Here is a 17,614-nt window from a genome sequence, read left to right on the forward strand (position 1 = left end):
AGGGGGTCTCCAGATCATGTCAGCCGATATTCCGCACGTCCCGTTGCTGGTGCCTGGTGTCGAAAGCAGCGCGAGCCCGGTCACGGTTTCCGCGCCCTGGGATCTGTCGCCCATCGCGACGGTCGCGCGCGCCGACAGTGCCACGGTCGAGAAGGCGCTGGAAAATGCTTACGCGCTTTACCGCGACCGCGACAGCTGGATTCCGATCCGGGAACGCGTACAGATCCTGACGCGTGCCATGTCGATCATGCGGGACCGCCGTGAGCAGATGGCCGTCGAAGCGGCACGCGAAGGCGGCAAGCCGCTGGGCGACTCGCTGGTCGAGGTCGACCGGGCCATCGACAGTGTCCACATCTGCATCGACGAACTGCGCAGCCGTGCCGGCGAAGTCATTCCGATGTGCGTCACCGAAAGCTCCAAGAACCGCGTCGCCTTTACCCGTCAGGAGCCCGTCGGGGTCGTCGTCGCCGTCAGCGCCTTCAACCATCCGCTGAACCTGATCGCCCATCAGGTGGCACCTGCGGTGGCGACCGGCTGTCCGGTGATCGTGAAGCCCGCCGACAAGACCGCCCTGTCATGCCTGCATTTCGTCCAGATCCTGCATGAGGCCGGATTGCCGCCCGAGTGGTGTCAGGCCGTCGTGACCGCCGAGCGCAAGGACGCGACCGCCATGGTCACGGACAGCCGTGTGGGATTCTTCAGCTTTATCGGTTCGGCCAAGGTCGGCTGGACCCTGCGCAGCCAGCTTGCACCCGGCACCCGTTGCGCGCTGGAACATGGCGGCGCTGCGCCGGTCATCCTGACCGACGGTGCCGATCTGGATCGTGCCGTGCCGTCGCTCGCCAAGGGCGGCTTCTATCATGCCGGTCAGGTCTGCGTGTCGGTCCAGCGTGTCTTCGCACCGAAGGCGGTCGCCAGGGAGTTCGCCACGCGATTGGCCGACGCGGCGACGAAGATGGTGGTGGGAGATCCGACCGATGCCGCGACCGAGATCGGCCCCCTGATCACGCCCGGCGAGGTGGATCGTGTGCACGAATGGGTCGAGGAAGCGAAGGCCGGTGGCGGTCAGGTGCTGTGTGGTGGCGAGAAACTGTCGGACACTGCCTACAAGCCGACGGTGATCCTGGATCCGCCTGCGGATGCGAAGGTGTCGGTCGCCGAAATCTTCGGCCCCGTCGTCTGTGTCTATTCGTACGATGACATGGAGGCCGCGATTGATCGCGCCAACTCCCTGCCGTTCTCGTTCCAGGCCGCGGTCTTCGGTCAGGACATCGACCGCATCATGCGGGTCAGCAGCCGTCTGGATGCGTCCGCCGTCATGGTCAACGATCACACCGCTTTCCGTGTCGACTGGATGCCGTTCGCAGGTCTGAAAGAGTCCGGCCATGGCGTCGGCGGTGTGCCGCATTCGATGCACGAGATGCAGGTTCGCAAGATGACCGTCATTCACTCGCCCGAAATCAAGGACTGAGCCGCCTGGCAGACATCTGATTCATTGAACATCAATCATTGGGCGTCAGGTTCGGCCCTGTGCCAAACCCGGCCCCCGTTGATCTGTCGTTCAGGACCCGATGATGCTTTCAAGTCTGCGTAACACTGCCCCGGATTTTCCCGCCATGCCTGCCGATCTGAATTTCGCTTCGCTGATCTGTTCGCGGCTCTGCCATGATCTGGTCGGACCGGTCGGGGCCATTTCCAACGGTATCGAACTGATGGAGATGGAAGACGATCCGGCGATGGCGGGCGATGCGCTCGATCTGCTCAAGCATTCGGCGACCAATGCCTCGCGCCGGCTGATGTTCCTGCGGCTGGCTTTCGGCTCGTCGGGAGGCGATGAGATGCCGTTGGCGATCGATGATGCGCGCCGCGCCGCACTGGACTTCTTCGAGGATTATCGCCTGGATCTGATCTGGCCCGAACCGGCTGAGGGTGCGATCCCGAAGGCACGGATACGGATCGCACTGAACCTGCTGATGGCTGCCGCATCCGGTCTGGTGCGGGGCGGGGAACTGACCGTCGACCTGACATCGCGGACCCTGATGATCACGGGCAGCCACGAACGCGCGGGCCTGTCGGAACAGGTCGTGGATGCGCTTTCGGGTACGACGAAAGCCACCGAAAGCGAGGACGCCCGTATCATCGAATGCTATCTGGCACAGATGCTGGCCGAGGCCGAGGGGCTGGAGATCGACATCAAGCAGAGCGCGGGCAAGTTCATCATCAGCGCGGCATAGCGGGCACAAAAAAGGCCGACACGCCCGCGGGACGCATCGGCCTTTCGATCTGCAGCCCGACGGGGCAATCAGTACATGTGCTGACCGCCGTTGATCGACATGGTCGAACCGGTGACAAAGGTCGCATCATCCGAGACGAGGAACAGCACGCCGCGCGCGATCTCGTCGGCGTGGCCCAGACGGCCGATCGGTATCTTGGCGACGATCTTTTCCAGCACATTGGCCGGGACCGCGGCCACCATGTCGGTGTCGATATAGCCCGGGGCGATGGCGTTGCAGGTGATGTTGAAACGGGCCCCTTCCTGGGCCAGCGCCTTGGTGAAACCGTGGATGCCGGACTTGGCGGCCGCGTAGTTCACCTGGCCGTACTGGCCGGCCTGACCGTTGATCGAGCCGATGTTGACGATGCGGCCGAACCCGCGCTCGCGCATGCCCGCGAAACAGGCCTTGGCCATGTTGAAACAGCCGCCGAGATTGGTATCGATCACCGCCTGCCAGTCTTCGGCGCTCATGCGCTGCAGCGTGCCGTCGCGGGTGATGCCCGCGTTGTTGACCACGATATCGACGGGGCCGACTTCCTTGGCGATCTGTTCGCACGCCTTCTGGCAGGCATCGAAGTCGGAGACATCGAACTTGTAGGACGGGATACCGGTTTCGTTGGTGAAGGCCTTGGCCTTCTCCTCATTGCCGGCATAGTTGGCGGCGACCTTGATGCCCGCGTCGCGCAGGGTTTCGGAAATCGCGCGACCGATGCCGCGTGTCCCGCCGGTGACGATAGCTACTCGTGCCATGATGTGTTTCCTCGTGTTTTTTTGATTGGGGGAGGGCAGGAAGACCGGTCGGTACTGTCCGTCAGTTCCGACCGGCGAGACCTGCGATCAGTCGCGTTCGATGCACATGGCGATGCCCATGCCGCCGCCGATGCACAGCGTCGCGAGGCCCTTCTTGGCGTCGCGCTTCTGCATCTCGAACAGCAGCGTGTTCAGGATGCGCGCACCGGATGCGCCGATGGGGTGACCGATGGCGATGGCGCCGCCGTTCACGTTCAGCTTGTCCGGATCGATGCCGAGATCCTTGCCGACGGCGAGGGCCTGTGCGGCGAACGCTTCGTTGGCCTCGATCAGGTCCAGATCGTCCATCGTCCAGCCGGCCTTCTCCAGCGCCTTGCGTGACGCCGGGATCGGGCCGACGCCCATGATCGCCGGATCGACACCGGCCTGCGCCCACGAAACGATGCGGCCCAGCGGGGTGATGCCGCGCTTCTTCGCTTCATCGCCGGTCATCAGCACGACTGCGCCGGCACCATCGTTGATACCCGAGGCATTGCCTGCGGTGACGCTGCCGTCCTTGGCGAAGGCCGGGCGCAGCTTCTGCATGCTTTCGATGGTCGCACCGTGGCGGATGTACTCATCGTCCTCGACCACCACATCGCCCTTGCGGCCCTTGATGGTGACCGGGACGATCTCGTCCTTGAAGCGGCCTTCCTTCTGGGCCTTCTCGGCCTTCAACTGGCTGTTCAGCGCGAATTCATCCTGGGCATCGCGCGTGATCTGCCACTGTTCGGCGACATTCTCCGCCGTGTTGCCCATGTGATAGCCGTTGAAGGCGTCCCAGAGGCCGTCCTTGATCATGGAATCGACGAAACCGAGGTCGCCCATCTTCTGGCCGTTGCGCAGGTGCGCGACGTGCGGGGCCTGCGACATGCTTTCCTGACCGCCGGCCACGACGATGGAGCTGTCACCGTTCCGGATGGCCTGCCAGCCGAGCGCCACAGTGCGCAGACCGGAGCCGCACAGCATGTTGACGCCCCAGGCAGGGCTTTCGTTCGGGACACCGGCGTTGATCGAGGCCTGGCGGGCAGGGTTCTGGCCCTGTCCGGCCTGAAGGATCTGGCCCATGATGACTTCGGAAACGTCTTCGGGTGCAACGCCGGCACGGTCCAGCGCACCCTTGATGGCGATCGTGCCGAGATCATGCGCAGGCACGGAACCCAGGGCACCATTGAACGAGCCGACGGGCGTGCGTGCGGCGGAGGCGATAACGATATCTGTCATGTTTGAGTTCCTCCCGAGAACTGGATGCCACATCCGAAATGCCGCGATCCGATGATGATTTTGCACTGCAACAATAAATGTTGCGATGCCGCAATAGTGAGTACTGACCGGGCTACTGTAAACAGGTCTTCGAGAAATTGCTTCAGAATGTCGCTGAAATTTGTTGCGGTGCAGCAAATTCTACCCGGCAGTATCGAACCAGGTCTGAAGCGGAGACCAGAGGTTCGACCGCGCGCTGCTGCCGACGACCATTCCGATGTGGCCGGCCTGGGGTTCCAGAACCTGTGCATGCGCGATGCGATCCGACAGCGCTTTCGCCGACGCCGGGGGTACGATGCGGTCTCGCGCGGGGACGGCGATCAGCGTGGGCTGGCTGATCCTGGCGGGGTCGATGATCTGGCCGTCCACGATCCAGCGCCCCGCGGCCGTCAGGTTCTCGCCGAACCAGCCGCCCAGGGTTTCCATCGCGACGCGGGCGGTCAGCGGAACGCCGTCGTTCAGCCAGTCCTCCAGGATGACGAAGCGGCGGGCAGCCTCGCTGTCCGGGTCAAGACGGGCGAAGCGGGTGAACTTGCGCTGGGCCAGTCCCGGATCCAGCGCCGCGAAGAAACTCTGCAACAGGTCCAGCGGCATCTCGCCGAAGACATCCAGCACGGGCCGCCACGTGGGCACGGATTCCGCGAACAGCTTCGCAGGTGCCGAAATGTCCGCATGAAAATCCCAGGGCGTCGCCAGCAGGGCCAGATGGGAGACCTTCTCGCGGAAAAGCTGAGCCGCCGCGACACTCAGCGTCCCGCCCATGCAGTAACCGACCAGGGGAACCGGTCCGCCGGCCACGGCCACGGCATGATCGAGCGCACTGTGAAGTGGCCCGGCGATGTAATCGCCCAGCCCGTGGTGTTTCTCCACCGGGCCGGGTTTCCCCCAGTCCAGCAGAAGGGGGCGGACGCTCCCCTGCGCCGCCAGCCAGCGGCACAGGCTGTTGCCTTCCTCAAGGTCCAGGACGTAGGCCCGGTTCACCAGCGACGGGACGAACAGGGCCGGTCGCCCCGATCCGCCGAAGTCCGAAAGGGTCGCGGCACCCTGCTGCCATACCGTCGGCATGTCGGGTGCCGTCCGATGATACGGATGATCCTGATAGGCCTGGATGCCGCGCAGCATGTCGCCGAGAATACGCTGCGCCTGCTGCCAGATCGCCGCCGTCAGATCGGCATCGCTGACCCCCTGCAGATCCGCGATCAGCGTCTCCGCCCGGGTCCGCAGACTGGGGTGCCAGGGGACCGCGTTTCTACGTGCGAGCGGTGCCGCTGCCGCCGCGCCCGTCAGCCCCATCATCGCGCTGGTCAGGTGCAGCCCCAGCGGCCGCGGGAACAGACGGCGCGCGCCGGTCGGGGTCGGTTCGCTGTTCTCCGCCATAGGTCTCTCTGGTCCACTGCTGCAGCACGGTCGCGAATGATCCGTCCGAAGACATCAGTTGCATCTGCGCCTGCCAGAGACCGATGAAACGGTCAGCCAGCCGGTCGACAGTATCGCCCTCGCTTTCAGACATGGTCCGATCCTAGTCGTTCCGTCAGGGAAACGCCATGCGCTGCCGCTGATGTGCAGTGCGCAAAAATCTTGCGCATCGCAGCATTGTATGGCGATAGTGGGGATTATCGGGACTGTTCGGAAGGGAATGGAATGGCCAAGCGCGACCGCGATACAGATGGACCGGTGACGATCAAGAAATATGCGAACCGGCGTTTGTACAATACGGCAACCTCATCCTATGTCACCCTCGACCACCTGGCCGAGATGGTGCAGGACGACGTGCACTTCGTGGTCTATGACGCCAAAACCAACGAAGACATCACGCGCTCGGTTCTGGCGCAGATCATCTTCGAGGCGGAGGGCAAGGGGCAGAACGTGCTGCCGGTGAACTTCCTGCGCCAGCTGATCAGCTTCTACGGCGACAGCCTTCAGGGCATCCTGCCGAGCTATCTGGAAATGTCGATGGAAGCGTTCGCCAAGAACCGCGAACAGATGAAGGAACAGTTCGGCGGGGCGATCGAAACGCCGATGAAGCAGTTCGAGGATGTGACGCGCCGCAACATGGAAATGTTCCAGAAGGCCATGACCCTGTGGAACCCGTTCGTGCATGGCGGCAACACGCCCGACCAGGCGCCTCCTGCGGAAGAAACCACGCAGGAAGGCGACAACATCGGCCAGCTCAAGGGGCAGCTCGACGAAATGCAGCGCCAGCTTGACCGGCTGATGAAGGGCCGGAACTAGGCCGTATCGTAGCGCGCCAGCGCGGCGGCGATCGTGTGATAGAGCTCGCCGGTCCAGGGCGGCGCGCCGGAAGGAGCCGCAGGGATGCCGAGGCGGCGCATGTCGAGCGGCGACAGGATGACCCGGATATTCGCGATACCCGTATCGGCGGCCAGCACGAACAGGTCTTCCGCGACCGCGTCGGACATCGACAGGCATCCGATCGAACCGCCCTCCCCATGGATCATGATGTCGCCGCCCGGATCCTCCCGACCCTCTGCATCTGCCCTGGCACGATCCGCCGCGTTCGGATAGTTCACCCTGAGTGACAGGTGAAAGCGGCTGTTGGGGTTCAGATAGGTGATGCGGTACAACCCCTCCGGCACCTGACGGTCGCCTTCCTTCAGTTTTGGCCCCGGACCGCCACTGGCCGCCAGTATGGGATCGCTGGCGATCAGGACCGGCTGACCGTCGCGGCCGGGCACCCAGAGTTCCAGCCGTTTTTCCTGTTTCAGCCCGATCAGTGTGACCGAGGCGGGCGGGTAGACCGCGCCATGCCGGGCAAACAGGCCCCGCAGCCTGCGGCGCGCCTCCGGTCCGTAGATCGACAGCACGTCGTCAAGCGATCGGCGGGGCCGGACGCGTGCATAGGCCGAGCGCGCAAGAAAAGAGAGGTTCTCCCGCTGCGCGATGACACCACCCAGGACCAAAGCCGAGAGGCCGAGTTTCAGAAGATATCGCCGTTTCATGCGCCCAGCGTGAAGGCCAAACTGGGCCAGAATTGGGCGGACGCCCGGCGGCGATCAGCCGGTCACGTCATCCAGGGCAGCCTCGAAGCGGTCGAACAGCAGATCGATCTCTTCCAGCGAGATGATCAGCGGCGGTGCGATCACGGCGCTGGGGCCGGTGATGCGGATGATCAGGCCGCGCGCCTCGGCAGCTGCGGCCAGCCGCTTGCCGGTATCGGCCAGCGCACCGGCGGCGGTGGCGTTCGCGCCCTCGGCCTTCAACTGCACGGCACCGGCAAGGCCGATGGTCCGCACGTCGGCAACAGCAGGGTGGTCGGCCAGAGCCTCAAGCCGCCGCGCGAACACCGGCGCTTTCTCCCGCACCTGACCGGGCAGGTCGGTCTCGTCGATGATGTTCAGCATCTCCAGCGCGACGGCCGCGCCGACCGGGTGCCCCGCATAGGTGCCCGCATGGGCGAACAGGCCCTGCAGGTCGCTGTGCGCCTCCAGATCGCGATAGATGTCCCCGGCGACGATGGTCGCGGAAATCGGGAAGTACGCCCCGCTCATCGCCTTTGCGCAGCTCATGATGTCGGGCACGAAGCCCAGCGTGTTCGCGCCGTACATCTGTCCGGTCCGGCCATAGCCCGTGATGACCTCGTCATCGATGAACAGGATGTCGTTCTCGGCCAGCAGCGTGGTCAGGCGATTGAAATAGCCTTCCGGCGGAATCACCAGTCCGGCCGAGAAGCTCAACGGTTCGGCGACGAACGCGCCGATGGTTGCCGCGCCTTCCTGCGCGATGATCTGCTCGACCTCGCCGATCATCCGGTCCGTGAAATCGGCCTCGGTTTCGTCCGGCGTGGCATTGTTGAAGAAGTCGGGCTGACTGACCAGCAGGTGATCTTCCATCGGCAGCGCGAACGCATCGTGCAGCGTCTTCGATCCGCCCAGACCGGCGGTCAGCAGCGTGCCGCCGTGATAGCTGCCGAGGCGGCTGATCATCTTCTTCTTTTCCGGCTTGCCCAGATAGGTATTGCGGTAACGCATGAACTTCAGCGCGAACTCGTTCGCTTCCGAACCCGTCGCACCGAAGGCGACATGCGCGTCGGGGATCGGCGACAGGGCGGCCAGGCGTTCCGCCAGTTCGATCACGACCGGTACGGTGCGCTGCTGTGCGGAAACATAGAACGGCATGTCCTGCATCTGGCGGATCGCGGCCTGCATCAGCCGTTCGTTCGAATATCCCAGCGCCGCGCAGTAGAACGATGCGCTGGCGTCGAGAAACCGTTTGCCATCTTCATCGGTGACGAAGACACCGTCGCCCTTGGTCAGCACCATCGGGCGCTGCTCGCGTGTTTCCCGCAGGTTCGAAAAACCGAGCATCAGCCGCTCGACACCGGTGTTCCGGATGGCCTCAACCGGGTTGTTCATGACCGCACCTCCGAGATTGTTGCCGTCAGCATACCTCATATCGGCAACGTCTGTTGACTGGGAGCGCCCTATTCTTGGCGGATCGCCGGGGGGAGGGTGGTCAAAGGATGATGGCACCCAGGACGGACAGGCCGAACATGACGGCCCACGCCCGCCAGAGAAGGTTGACGCTTTCGGTGATATCGCCCGGCGTGGCATCCGTTCGTCCTTCCGGATGCATCCAGGGGTCATCGACAAGCTCACTGCCATAGCGGCGCGGTCCTGCCAGTGCGAGACCCAGGATCGCCGCCATCGCAGCCTCGGGCCAGCCCGCATTCGGCGAGCGATGCCCCCTTGCGTCCCGTCCCGCGATCTTCAGCCCGCGCAGCGACAGGTCGGCGAGAGCAAACAGGAGGGCGGTCAGACGGGCCGGAACGAGATTCATCAGATCGTCCAGCCGTGCCGCCGCCCAGCCGAAGTGCCGGTACTTCTCGCTGCGATGCCCGATCATGCTGTCGGCGGTGTTGACCAGCTTGTAGGCGATCAGGCCGGGCAGGCCGCCGAGGACAAACCAGAAGGCCGGTGCGACGATCCCGTCGGCGAAATTCTCGGCCCCTGACTCGATGGCCGCCCGCGCCACGCCGTGTTCATCCAGCACATCGGGATCGCGGCCGACGATACGTGCCACCGCCCGCCGTCCCTCGTCCGGTCCGTTCATCAGGCCCAGCGCGACGCCTTCGACGTGCTGGACCAGCGACCTGTGCGACAGAAGGATCGCGGCGGTGATGGCCGAAAGAACATCGGCCAGCGGCAGGGCCTCGATCAGCAGGCCCAGCATGATCCCGCCCGCCACGATCAGGACGACCGCCGCGATCCCGTTGATCTTCTGCTGGCGTGCGCTGTCGGTCTGCCGGTTGAGCCGCCAGTCGAGCCAGCCGATCGCGCGACCGCCCAGCACAATGGGATGGGGGATGCGCGACCAGAGCCACTCGGGTTCGCCGAACACTGCATCCAGCGCCAGCGCGATGGCCAGCAGCAGCAATATCGCGGAGATGTCCATCAGCCTGTCAGCGCCGCTTCAAGCTGTGCCCATCTGGCGGGCGTCCCCGGCAGGCCAAAGCGGAGCCAGTCCGGCGCGTAGTCGAAATCGCGCACCCAGACGTGCGCGGCGGCCAGTCGGTCTTTCCACGCGGATGCTTCCGGGTGGCGCACCGTGACGAACAGGTCGGTTCCGCCCACCAGTTCGAAGCCGACCCCGGTCAGCAGCTGCCGCAACCGGTGCATGTCGGCCTTCAGCCGCTGGCATGTGCTTTCGATCCAGTCCGTGTCCCCGAGCGCCATCGTGCCGACTTCGATGGCCGGCCCGGACACCGCCCAAGGCCCAAGGGCCTGTTCCAGCGTCAGACCCGTGTCGCGATGCGCGACGGCGAACCCGAGCCGGACACCGGCCAGACCGAAGAACTTTCCGAAAGAACGCAGGACAATGACGTTTTCAGGCAGGCGGCGCGATCCCAGCGATACGCTTTCGAGTGTGTCGTGGAACGCCTCGTCAACGAGCAGCAGTCCGACGTGGTCGGCCAGCTTCAGCAGGTCGTCGGCCCTGTGGATTCGGCCGTCGGGATTGTTGGGACTGACGATTGCGACGATATCCAGTCCGCGAAGTCCTTCGAGGCTGTCCGTCTGTCTCACATCCAGCCCGGACGCTTCAAACCGATGGGCATATTCGTTGTAGGTCGGGCCGAGCACGCCCGCGGACCGTGCCGGAGCCCCAACCGGCATGAGCTGGATGAACGCCTGCACACCCGGCCCCGCGACGATACTGTTTGACGGGTCGGAACCGTAGCGGACGCGGGCGGTTTCAAGCAGCCGCGCCATCGCCGATGTCTCGGGCAGGCGGGACCAGGCATCCTGGCTGATTGCGGGAACCGGATAGGGGATCGGATTGATGCCGGTCGACAGGTCGAGCCAGTCGGCGCGGCTGCCGCCGAACTGTGCCACCGCCCGATCCAGGTCTCCGCCATGTTGCTGCACGGTCATGCTGCTGTTCACCATGGCGGCCCCTTGCGGTCAATACCGACGTCGGTGGTCGTGTTTCGGATTGCGTCGGGATGAGGGACGCCATAGGTTGCCGCCCACGACTTCAGGATGGCGCCCCAAGGGAATGACGAAGGGGCTGAAACGATTCCGGTTGCGGTTGACCCAAATCGGGGACCAAGCCCGGACCACCCGTTGATGGCCCCGGTGTCATGCGACCGCATGCACCCGCATCCCCCTCCGTGCGCCACCAGACCGATGACCGGAAGGGAAATGCCATGCCATCACTCTCCATGAACGCCGGGCGCACGCTGGCGATTCTGACAGCCGTATCCGTCCTGCCTGCGAAGGCCTTCGCGCACGGCGGCCATCTTGGCGAACTGGCGGGACATTCACACTGGGCCGGTATTGCAGCGGCTGCCGCCGCGGCGGCGATCGCGGCAGCGGTCATCAAACGGCGCAAACGGCGCGACAGGACAGAGGATCAGCCGGACGAGGCACCGGACGAAGGCGGCGAGCCGGAGACGGCACAGTGAGCGCACTTCCGGCGGACACCGGCATCATGATCTGCGGCCACGGCAGCCGCAGCCAGGCGGCGGTCGACGAGTTTGGCCAACTGTCCGAGCGCCTGCGGGAGCGTTTCCCCGATGTGCCGGTGGACTACGGCTATCTTGAGTTCGCCACGCCGATCATTCGCGACGGGCTGGAAGCCCTGAAGGCGAAAGGCGTGAAGAAGGTTCTGGCCGTGCCCGGCATGCTGTTCGCCGCCGGTCACGCCAAGAATGATATTCCCTCCGTCCTGAACACCTGTGCGGCCCAGCTGGATATGGAGATCGTTTACGGGCGTGAACTGGCGGTCGACCTGAAGATGCTGAAGGCGGCGGGCGACCGGGTGACCGAAGCGCTGGAAAAAGCGGGCGGGGACGTGCCGCGCGAAGAGACGCTGCTGGTCGTCGTCGGTCGCGGTGCGTCGGATCCGGATGCGAATTCGAACGTCGCCAAGGTCGCGCGCATGCTCTGGGAAGGCATGGGTTTCGGCTGGTGCGAGGTCGCCTATTCGGGCGTCACGTTCCCGCTGGTGGAACCGGCGCTGGAACACGCCACCCGTCTTGGATACAGGCGCATCGTCGTGTTTCCGTATTTCCTGTTCACGGGCATCCTGATCGACCGGATCTACAGCTATACCGACGCGGTCGCCGCGCGTTATCCGGATATCGAGTTCATCAAGGCAGGCTATCTCAACGATCACCCGCAGGTCATCGACACGTTCGTCGATCGGGTGCACGAGATCGTGGACGGTCGGAACCTGATGAACTGCCAGATGTGCAAATACCGCGCACAGGTCCTGGGCTTCGAGGATGAGGTCGGCCTGCCGCAGGAGAGCCACCACCATCACGTGGAGGGCATCGGCACCGGCGCGGGGCACGATCATGGACACAGCCACGACCACGCACATGATCACGACCATGCGCACGGTCATGATCATGCGCATGCCGATCACCATCACCATCCCTATCCCCATGCCGATCATCCGCTCGGGCCGAAAAGCATGAAGAAGGACACATGAACCGCATATGACATCCGGCGGTCTTTCATATGAGCGCGACCCGGCGGCGATCTACCGGCAGTCGTTTGCCACGGTCGAGGCCGAAGCGGACCTGACGCATCTGCCCGCCGACGCGCGGGCGGTTGCGGTCCGGCTGATCCACGCCTGCGGCATGGTGGAGATCGCCAGCGACATCACCTGTTCCGATGATCTCGTCACGTCGGCGGTTGCAGCCCTGCGGGCAGGTGCGCCCGTGCTGTGCGACTGTGAAATGGTGCGCGCGGGCGTGATCCGGCGGCTGCTGCCGTCGGGCAATCCCGTCATCGCGACCATCGGTGATGCGGGCGTGCCGGCGCGTGCTGCCGGGATCGCCAACACGCGGTCCGCCGCGGCGGTCGAGCTCTGGGCAGAACAGATCGAAGGTGCTGTCGTCGCCGTAGGCAATGCGCCGACGGCATTGTTCCATCTGCTGGAACTGCTGGATGCGGGCTGGCCCCGACCGGCGGCAATCCTGGGCTTTCCCGTGGGCTTTGTCGGCGCGGCGGAATCGAAGGCTGAACTCGCCGCCGATCCGCGAGGCGTGCCTTTCATCACACTGACGGGTCGCAGGGGTGGCAGCGCCATGGCATCGGCGGCGGTGAATGCGCTGTCGACACTGGCGGCCCGCCCATGACGCGCTGGCTGAGCGTCATCGGGATCACCGAGGAAGGTGCGGACGCGCTGACCGCCTCGGCGAGTGATCTGATCGAGACTGCGGAAGTTCTGATTGGCGGCGAACGTCATCTGGCCATGTTCGCGGATGCTGCCGCCGAGAAGCTGCCCTGGACGCGGCCTCTGAAACATCTGGCGGAACGCATCGGGGAGTTCCGGGGACGCCGGGTCGTCGTGCTTGCGACAGGCGATCCGCTGAATTTCGGCGTCGCGGCGAAGCTTCTGCAGATCGTGCCGATCGAGGAGACGCTGATCGTCCCGGCCCCGTCGGCATTCAGTCTGGTTGCCGCCCGGATGGGCTGGTCCCTGCCCGACGTTGAAACGATCACGCTGCATGGCCGGCCTGCGGACCGCTTCCGGGCCTGGCCGTCGCCGGGCCTGAAGATCATCGCCCTGTCCGGAGACGCGCAGACGCCGCCTCGGGTCGCGCAGATGCTGGTCGAAACGGGATATGGACGAAGCCGGATCGGGGTCTTCGGTCATGTCGGCGGGCCGCGCGAGACACGCGCGGACGTCGTTGCCAGCGCGTGGGGGCCTGAGATCCCCGACCTGAACACCTTGGCCATCGAATGCATCGCCGACGACGGTCTGGTGCTTGTCCCCCGTGTGCCGGGTCTGGACGACGATCTGTTCAGCCATGACGGCAAGATGACCAAGCGCGAGGTGCGCGCGATCACGCTCAGCCGCCTGATGCCGGTGCGCGACGGCCTGCTGTGGGATGTCGGATCGGGCTGCGGCTCGGTCGGCATCGAATGGATGCGCAGCGCGCCGGAGGCCCGCGCCATCGGCATCGAGCCTGATGCGGACCGCCGGGCCATGGCGGCGGCGAACGCCATTGCGCTGGGCGTGCCCGACCTGAAGCAGGTGGATGGTATCGCGCCCGACGCGCTGAAGGACCTGCCGCGCCCCGATGCGATTTTCATCGGCGGCGGTGTGTCCGATCCTGCCGTCATCCGGTCCTGCTGGGACGCCTTGCCGCCCGGTGGACGGCTGGTGGCGAACGCAGTCACGCTGGAAGGGCAGGCCGAACTGATGGCGGCGCATGCACGGCTGGGCGGCGATCTGAACCGCATCGGGATCGATCGCGCGTCTCCGGTGGGCAGCCTGCACGGCTGGCGGCCCGCCATGCCGGTGATGCAATGGGCGGCGATCCGACGATGACCGGCCGCATCATCGGGGTCGGTGTCGGTCCGGGCGATCCGGATCTGATGACGCGCAGGGCCGTCCGGGTCATCGCCGGGGCGGATGCGGTTTTCTATCTTTCTGCGGATGGCAAGCCTTCACGCGCGCTGGCCACGGCACAGGACATCATCGCTATTGGTACGGATCGCGTTGCCATCGAGATGCCGATGCGCAGCAATCCGGAAGCCGGTCGCGCGGCCTATGACCGGGCCGCCGCGGACATCGCGTGCCGCGCGCGGGACGGGCAGACGGTCGCGGTGCTGTGCGAGGGTGATCCACTGCTCTATGGCTCCTTCATCTACCTGCTGGAACGGTTGCGTCCGGACTTCTCGTCGGAGGTTGTGCCGGGTATTCCCTCATTTGTGGCGGCATCGGCGGCGGCGGTCGTGCCGCTCGTCCGTCGCACCGAAAGCGTCAGCCTGCTGCCGGGCACCTTGCCGGAAGCGGAACTGACCGCGCGGCTTGGCGCATGCGAATGCGCTGCCGTCCTGAAGACAGGGTCACATCTGCCCAAGGTCCGGAATGCGCTGGAAAAGGCGGGAATGGCGAAGGATGCCGTGGTCGTCGAGGAAGCTTCGGCAGCTGCGCAGACCGTCACGCGACTGGACGGTGTTTCTGCCGATCGGCTGCCCTATTTCGCAATCATTCTGGCCTGGAGAGGGTAGGGCATGAAACCCGTCATCATCGCACTGGATGCGCGCGGCGCGGCCCTGGCCAGTTCAATCGCCCCCACGCTGGGGGCCGAGACGCACGGTCTGGCAGGGCGGGTCGAGGGTCTGGATCACGCTTTCGATCGCGTCGGTGCCCATCTCGCCGACCTGTTTCTCGCCGGAAGGCCGATCGTCGGCATCTGCGCGGCAGGTATCCTGATTCGTGCGCTGGATGACCTGCCGGACGACAAGCATCTGGAACCGCCGGTCATCGCCCTGAGCAACGGCGGGGAGAGCGTGGTGCCCCTGCTGGGCGGTCATCGCGGGGCCAACGAACTGGCGCTGCAGATCGCCACCATCACCGGCGGGCATGCCGCCATCACCACGGCGGGCGATGTGATCCACGGCGCTGCGCTGGATGTGCCGCCCACCGGATGGCGGCTGGCCAATCCCGGACATGCCAGGGATGTCATGGCGCGGATCGTCGGCGGTGCGGCGTTCCGTGTCGAAGGTGATCTGCCTTTCGATCTCCACCGTCGTGCATCGGCGCGGGCGGACCTGTGCCTGATGGGGACGGATCGTCCTGCAACTGCCGACAAGGATACGCTGGTCTATCATCCGCAGCGGCATGTCATCGGTGTCGGCTCGGCCCGTGGCTGCCCGTCCGATGAGCTGTCGACGCTGGTGCGATCCACGCTTGTGGAACACGGCATCGCCGAGGGTGCCGTCGCCTGCATTGCCTCCATCGATCTGAAGGCGGACGAGCGCGCGATGCTGGAGCTGGCCGAGGCGCTGGATGTGCCCTTCCGGCTGTTCGACGCCGCCGCGCTGGAGGCCATGACGTCGCGGCTGGCCAACCCGTCCGACGTGGTCTTTGCCGAGGTCGGCTGTCACGGCGTGGCCGAGGGCGCAGCGCTGGCCGGCGCCGGATCAGCCAGCACGCTGATGGTTGAAAAGCGGAAGTCGGCCAATGCGACGGTCGCCATCGCGCGGGCGCCGGAGGTTCTCGATCCTTCTGTGATCGGACGCGCGCGGGGTGCCGTCCATGTCGTGGGTATCGGCCCCGGCAAGGCCGACTGGCGCACCCCCGAGGCCGGACGCCTGATTGCGCATGCGGATGAAGTCGTCGGCTACGATCTCTATCTTGATCTGGTGGCGAGTCTGGTGCCGGAAGCCCGGCGGACGACGTTCCCCCTGGGGCAGGAGACCGAGCGCTGCGCCTATGCGCTCGAACGTGCGGGGGAGGGGCGCACCGTGGCGCTGATCTCGTCGGGCGACGCGGGTATCTATGCGATGGCGGCGCTGGTCGAGGAACTGGTGGCCGACGCGAAAGTGTCGGCGGCTGCCCGCCGCGTGGCGGTGACTGTCACGCCCGGCGTCTCCGCGCTGCAGGCGGCGGCCGCCCGGTCCGGAGCGCCGTTGGGACATGACTTCTGTGCCATCTCGCTGTCCGACCTGCTGACACCCTGGGCAGCGATCGAGCGGCGTGTCCGGGCGGCGGCAGAGGGCGATTTCGTCATCGCGTTCTACAATCCGGTTTCGAAGCGGCGGCGAACGCAACTCGCGGCAGCGCGTGAAATCCTGCTGGACCATCGCCCGCCGGGGACGCCGGTCGTTCTGGCCACCGATCTGGGACGTCCGAAAGAGAACGTGCGCGTCACGACCCTGGGCGATCTGGACATCGACGATGTCGACATGCTGACGACCGTGATGGTCGGTTCAACGGCCACACGAACCTATCAGTCTGCCGGTCGGACGCGGGTCTTCACCCCGCGCGGCTATGCAGCCAAGGAGTTTCCGAAATGACAGTGCATTTCATCGGTGCGGGGCCGGGCGATCCCGACCTGATCACCGTCAAGGGTCTGAAGCTGATCCAGTCCTGCCGGACCTGCCTCTATGCGGGTTCACTGGTGCCGCCGGCGATCATCGAGGCCGCCTCGGACGATGCCCGCATCGTGGATACGGCACCGCTGGCGCTGGACGAGATCATCGCCGAGATGGTGGCTGCCAATGCGCGCGGCGAGGATGTCGCGCGGGTCCATTCGGGCGACCCGTCGCTCTATGGTGCCATCGCCGAGCAGATCCGCAGGCTGGACGATCTGGGCATCGACTGGGACATCACACCGGGTGTGCCGGCCTTTGCCGCAGCCGCAGCGGCGCTGGGCAAGGAACTGACGGTGCCGGAGGTCGCGCAGACCGTCATCCTCACGCGCACGTCGATGAAGGCTTCCGCCATGCCCGAGGGCGAGGATCTGGAGACCATCGGGAAGACCGGTGCGACGCTGGCCATTCACCTGTCGGTCCGCAATCTGCGCGAGATCGAGGCGAAGCTGATACCGCTCTACGGTGCCGACTGCCCGGCGATCATCGCCTATCGCGTCGGCTGGCCGGATGAAGCCTTCCTGCACGGGACCCTGTCGGACATCAGACAGAAGGCGCGTGACGCCAAGATTACCCGTACGGCGCTCATTCTCGTCGGTCCTGCACTCTCTGCGGGTGGTTTCCGCGACTCAGCACTGTATGACAGCAGCCACGCGCACGTCCTCCGCCATGCCGGGAAGAAGGTCTGAATTGTATTTCTCTGGCAGGCTGACGGCGTCGATTACCTTCTGAAGCGGACGATATTGGGGCCGCTGACCGGAATTCGTCAATATGAGGTGTGTCGTGCCGGTCTGTGTCCGTTCCGGCACTGTCGGGTATTCAGGTAATGTCCCGACCGCTATGATGTTCAATCTTCATCAACCGGCAAATCAATATAAAACAGTCGATTAGCGCCTGTTGTTAAGATAAAATTCACTCAAACAGATGAAGA

The 17,614-nt window shown here is 65.1% G+C and carries 17 protein-coding genes; 10 read left to right on the forward strand and 7 right to left on the reverse strand.

Annotated features, from left to right (window positions below; genetic code table 11):
- The first annotated feature begins 16 nt into the window (after positions 1-16).
- Positions 17-1,471 (forward strand): aldehyde dehydrogenase family protein, encoded by a 1,455-nt coding sequence (locus tag ACN0X7_RS00710; protein ID WP_417513059.1) that lies wholly within the window; start codon positions 17-19, stop codon positions 1,469-1,471.
- Between the two features lie 145 nt (positions 1,472-1,616).
- On the forward strand, positions 1,617-2,234 hold the full coding sequence (locus ACN0X7_RS00715; protein WP_417513061.1) for a histidine phosphotransferase family protein: 618 nt from the start codon (positions 1,617-1,619) through the stop codon (positions 2,232-2,234).
- Positions 2,235-2,302: 68 nt separating this feature from the next.
- Here the strand turns inward: ACN0X7_RS00715 and phbB are convergent, their stop codons facing one another.
- From phbB to ACN0X7_RS00730, 3 genes are all read right to left on the reverse strand, one after another.
- A complete protein-coding gene (phbB, locus tag ACN0X7_RS00720; protein WP_417513063.1) occupies positions 2,303-3,025 on the reverse strand; it encodes an acetoacetyl-CoA reductase in 723 nt (240 codons plus the stop codon).
- Positions 3,026-3,112: 87 nt separating this feature from the next.
- A complete protein-coding gene (locus ACN0X7_RS00725; protein WP_417513065.1) occupies positions 3,113-4,288 on the reverse strand; it encodes an acetyl-CoA C-acetyltransferase in 1,176 nt (391 codons plus the stop codon).
- Between the two features lie 180 nt (positions 4,289-4,468).
- Positions 4,469-5,704 carry an alpha/beta fold hydrolase gene (locus tag ACN0X7_RS00730; RefSeq protein WP_417513067.1) on the reverse strand — a complete coding sequence of 412 codons (1,236 nt, stop codon included), beginning with the start codon at positions 5,702-5,704 and terminating at the stop codon, positions 4,469-4,471.
- 264 nt (positions 5,705-5,968) lie between these two features.
- On the opposite strand from ACN0X7_RS00730, the gene phaR reads away from it, so the two are divergent.
- Complete coding sequence (gene phaR / locus ACN0X7_RS00735) at positions 5,969-6,559, forward strand: polyhydroxyalkanoate synthesis repressor PhaR (RefSeq protein ID WP_417513069.1); 591 nt, start codon at positions 5,969-5,971, stop codon at positions 6,557-6,559.
- On the opposite strand, the gene ACN0X7_RS00740 is transcribed toward phaR, so the two are convergent.
- The 4 genes from ACN0X7_RS00740 to cobD all read right to left on the reverse strand — a co-directional run bounded on the left by ACN0X7_RS00740 (position 6,556) and on the right by cobD (position 10,731).
- Positions 6,556-7,287 carry a L,D-transpeptidase family protein gene (locus tag ACN0X7_RS00740; RefSeq protein WP_417513071.1) on the reverse strand — a complete coding sequence of 244 codons (732 nt, stop codon included), beginning with the start codon at positions 7,285-7,287 and terminating at the stop codon, positions 6,556-6,558. The two genes, phaR and ACN0X7_RS00740, sit on opposite strands and share 4 nt — an antisense overlap.
- Positions 7,288-7,341: 54 nt before the next feature.
- Positions 7,342-8,700 carry an aminotransferase class III-fold pyridoxal phosphate-dependent enzyme gene (locus ACN0X7_RS00745; RefSeq protein WP_417513073.1) on the reverse strand — a complete coding sequence of 453 codons (1,359 nt, stop codon included), beginning with the start codon at positions 8,698-8,700 and terminating at the stop codon, positions 7,342-7,344.
- 100 nt (positions 8,701-8,800) lie between these two features.
- Positions 8,801-9,739, reverse strand: coding sequence for an adenosylcobinamide-phosphate synthase CbiB (cbiB, locus tag ACN0X7_RS00750; RefSeq protein WP_417513075.1), 939 nt, complete (start codon positions 9,737-9,739; stop codon positions 8,801-8,803).
- Positions 9,739-10,731, reverse strand: a complete 993-nt coding sequence (gene cobD / locus ACN0X7_RS00755; RefSeq protein ID WP_417513077.1) for a threonine-phosphate decarboxylase CobD — start codon at positions 10,729-10,731, stop codon at positions 9,739-9,741. Before cobD ends, cbiB begins: the two co-directional genes overlap by 1 nt.
- Before the next feature lie 260 nt (positions 10,732-10,991).
- Between cobD and ACN0X7_RS00760 the strand changes: the two genes are divergently transcribed.
- The 7 genes from ACN0X7_RS00760 to cobM are packed head-to-tail and all read left to right on the forward strand — an operon-like array spanning position 10,992 to position 17,372.
- Positions 10,992-11,249: a DUF6732 family protein gene (locus tag ACN0X7_RS00760; RefSeq protein WP_417513079.1), complete on the forward strand. Its 258-nt coding sequence runs from the start codon at positions 10,992-10,994 to the stop codon at positions 11,247-11,249.
- A 26-nt stretch (positions 11,250-11,275) separates the two neighbouring features.
- Positions 11,276-12,280, forward strand: coding sequence for a sirohydrochlorin chelatase (locus ACN0X7_RS00765; RefSeq protein WP_417513703.1), 1,005 nt, complete (start codon positions 11,276-11,278; stop codon positions 12,278-12,280).
- A 7-nt stretch (positions 12,281-12,287) separates the two neighbouring features.
- On the forward strand, positions 12,288-12,932 hold the full coding sequence (locus tag ACN0X7_RS00770) for a precorrin-8X methylmutase (protein ID WP_417513081.1): 645 nt from the start codon (positions 12,288-12,290) through the stop codon (positions 12,930-12,932).
- On the forward strand, positions 12,929-14,131 hold the full coding sequence (gene cbiE / locus ACN0X7_RS00775; protein ID WP_417513083.1) for a precorrin-6y C5,15-methyltransferase (decarboxylating) subunit CbiE: 1,203 nt from the start codon (positions 12,929-12,931) through the stop codon (positions 14,129-14,131). Before ACN0X7_RS00770 ends, cbiE begins: the two co-directional genes overlap by 4 nt.
- Positions 14,128-14,817, forward strand: a complete 690-nt coding sequence (gene cobI / locus ACN0X7_RS00780) for a precorrin-2 C(20)-methyltransferase (RefSeq protein WP_417513085.1) — start codon at positions 14,128-14,130, stop codon at positions 14,815-14,817. The genes cbiE and cobI overlap by 4 nt, the downstream gene beginning before the upstream one ends.
- A 3-nt stretch (positions 14,818-14,820) precedes the next feature.
- Entirely contained in the window at positions 14,821-16,608 is a 1,788-nt protein-coding gene (gene cobJ, locus ACN0X7_RS00785) for a precorrin-3B C(17)-methyltransferase (RefSeq protein WP_417513087.1), read from the forward strand.
- Positions 16,605-17,372: a precorrin-4 C(11)-methyltransferase gene (cobM, locus tag ACN0X7_RS00790; protein ID WP_417513089.1), complete on the forward strand. Its 768-nt coding sequence runs from the start codon at positions 16,605-16,607 to the stop codon at positions 17,370-17,372. The genes cobJ and cobM overlap by 4 nt, the downstream gene beginning before the upstream one ends.
- The last annotated feature ends 242 nt before the right edge of the window (positions 17,373-17,614 follow it).

Origin of the sequence: Minwuia sp., from assembly GCF_048263705.1 — a bacterium.
Taxonomy (GTDB): domain Bacteria; phylum Pseudomonadota; class Alphaproteobacteria; order Minwuiales; family Minwuiaceae; genus Minwuia.

What these genes read in the sequence shown, in the direction of transcription:
- cobM (WP_417513089.1), top strand. Translation starts at nt 16,605, where the DNA reads ATGACAGTGCATTTCATCGGTGCGGGGCCGGGCGATCCCGACCTGATC.
- ACN0X7_RS00715 (WP_417513061.1), top strand. Translation starts at nt 1,617, where the DNA reads ATGCCTGCCGATCTGAATTTCGCTTCGCTGATCTGTTCGCGGCTCTGC.
- ACN0X7_RS00765 (WP_417513703.1), top strand. Translation starts at nt 11,276, where the DNA reads ATGATCTGCGGCCACGGCAGCCGCAGCCAGGCGGCGGTCGACGAGTTT.
- ACN0X7_RS00710 (WP_417513059.1), top strand. Translation starts at nt 17, where the DNA reads ATGTCAGCCGATATTCCGCACGTCCCGTTGCTGGTGCCTGGTGTCGAA.
- cbiE (WP_417513083.1), top strand. Translation starts at nt 12,929, where the DNA reads ATGACGCGCTGGCTGAGCGTCATCGGGATCACCGAGGAAGGTGCGGAC.
- phaR (WP_417513069.1), top strand. Translation starts at nt 5,969, where the DNA reads ATGGCCAAGCGCGACCGCGATACAGATGGACCGGTGACGATCAAGAAA.
- ACN0X7_RS00745 (WP_417513073.1), bottom strand. Translation starts at nt 8,700, where the DNA reads ATGAACAACCCGGTTGAGGCCATCCGGAACACCGGTGTCGAGCGGCTG.
- ACN0X7_RS00740 (WP_417513071.1), bottom strand. Translation starts at nt 7,287, where the DNA reads ATGAAACGGCGATATCTTCTGAAACTCGGCCTCTCGGCTTTGGTCCTG.
- ACN0X7_RS00760 (WP_417513079.1), top strand. Translation starts at nt 10,992, where the DNA reads ATGCCATCACTCTCCATGAACGCCGGGCGCACGCTGGCGATTCTGACA.
- ACN0X7_RS00770 (WP_417513081.1), top strand. Translation starts at nt 12,288, where the DNA reads ATGACATCCGGCGGTCTTTCATATGAGCGCGACCCGGCGGCGATCTAC.
- cobI (WP_417513085.1), top strand. Translation starts at nt 14,128, where the DNA reads ATGACCGGCCGCATCATCGGGGTCGGTGTCGGTCCGGGCGATCCGGAT.
- ACN0X7_RS00730 (WP_417513067.1), bottom strand. Translation starts at nt 5,704, where the DNA reads ATGGCGGAGAACAGCGAACCGACCCCGACCGGCGCGCGCCGTCTGTTC.
- ACN0X7_RS00725 (WP_417513065.1), bottom strand. Translation starts at nt 4,288, where the DNA reads ATGACAGATATCGTTATCGCCTCCGCCGCACGCACGCCCGTCGGCTCG.
- phbB (WP_417513063.1), bottom strand. Translation starts at nt 3,025, where the DNA reads ATGGCACGAGTAGCTATCGTCACCGGCGGGACACGCGGCATCGGTCGC.
- cobD (WP_417513077.1), bottom strand. Translation starts at nt 10,731, where the DNA reads ATGGTGAACAGCAGCATGACCGTGCAGCAACATGGCGGAGACCTGGAT.
- cobJ (WP_417513087.1), top strand. Translation starts at nt 14,821, where the DNA reads ATGAAACCCGTCATCATCGCACTGGATGCGCGCGGCGCGGCCCTGGCC.
- cbiB (WP_417513075.1), bottom strand. Translation starts at nt 9,739, where the DNA reads ATGGACATCTCCGCGATATTGCTGCTGCTGGCCATCGCGCTGGCGCTG.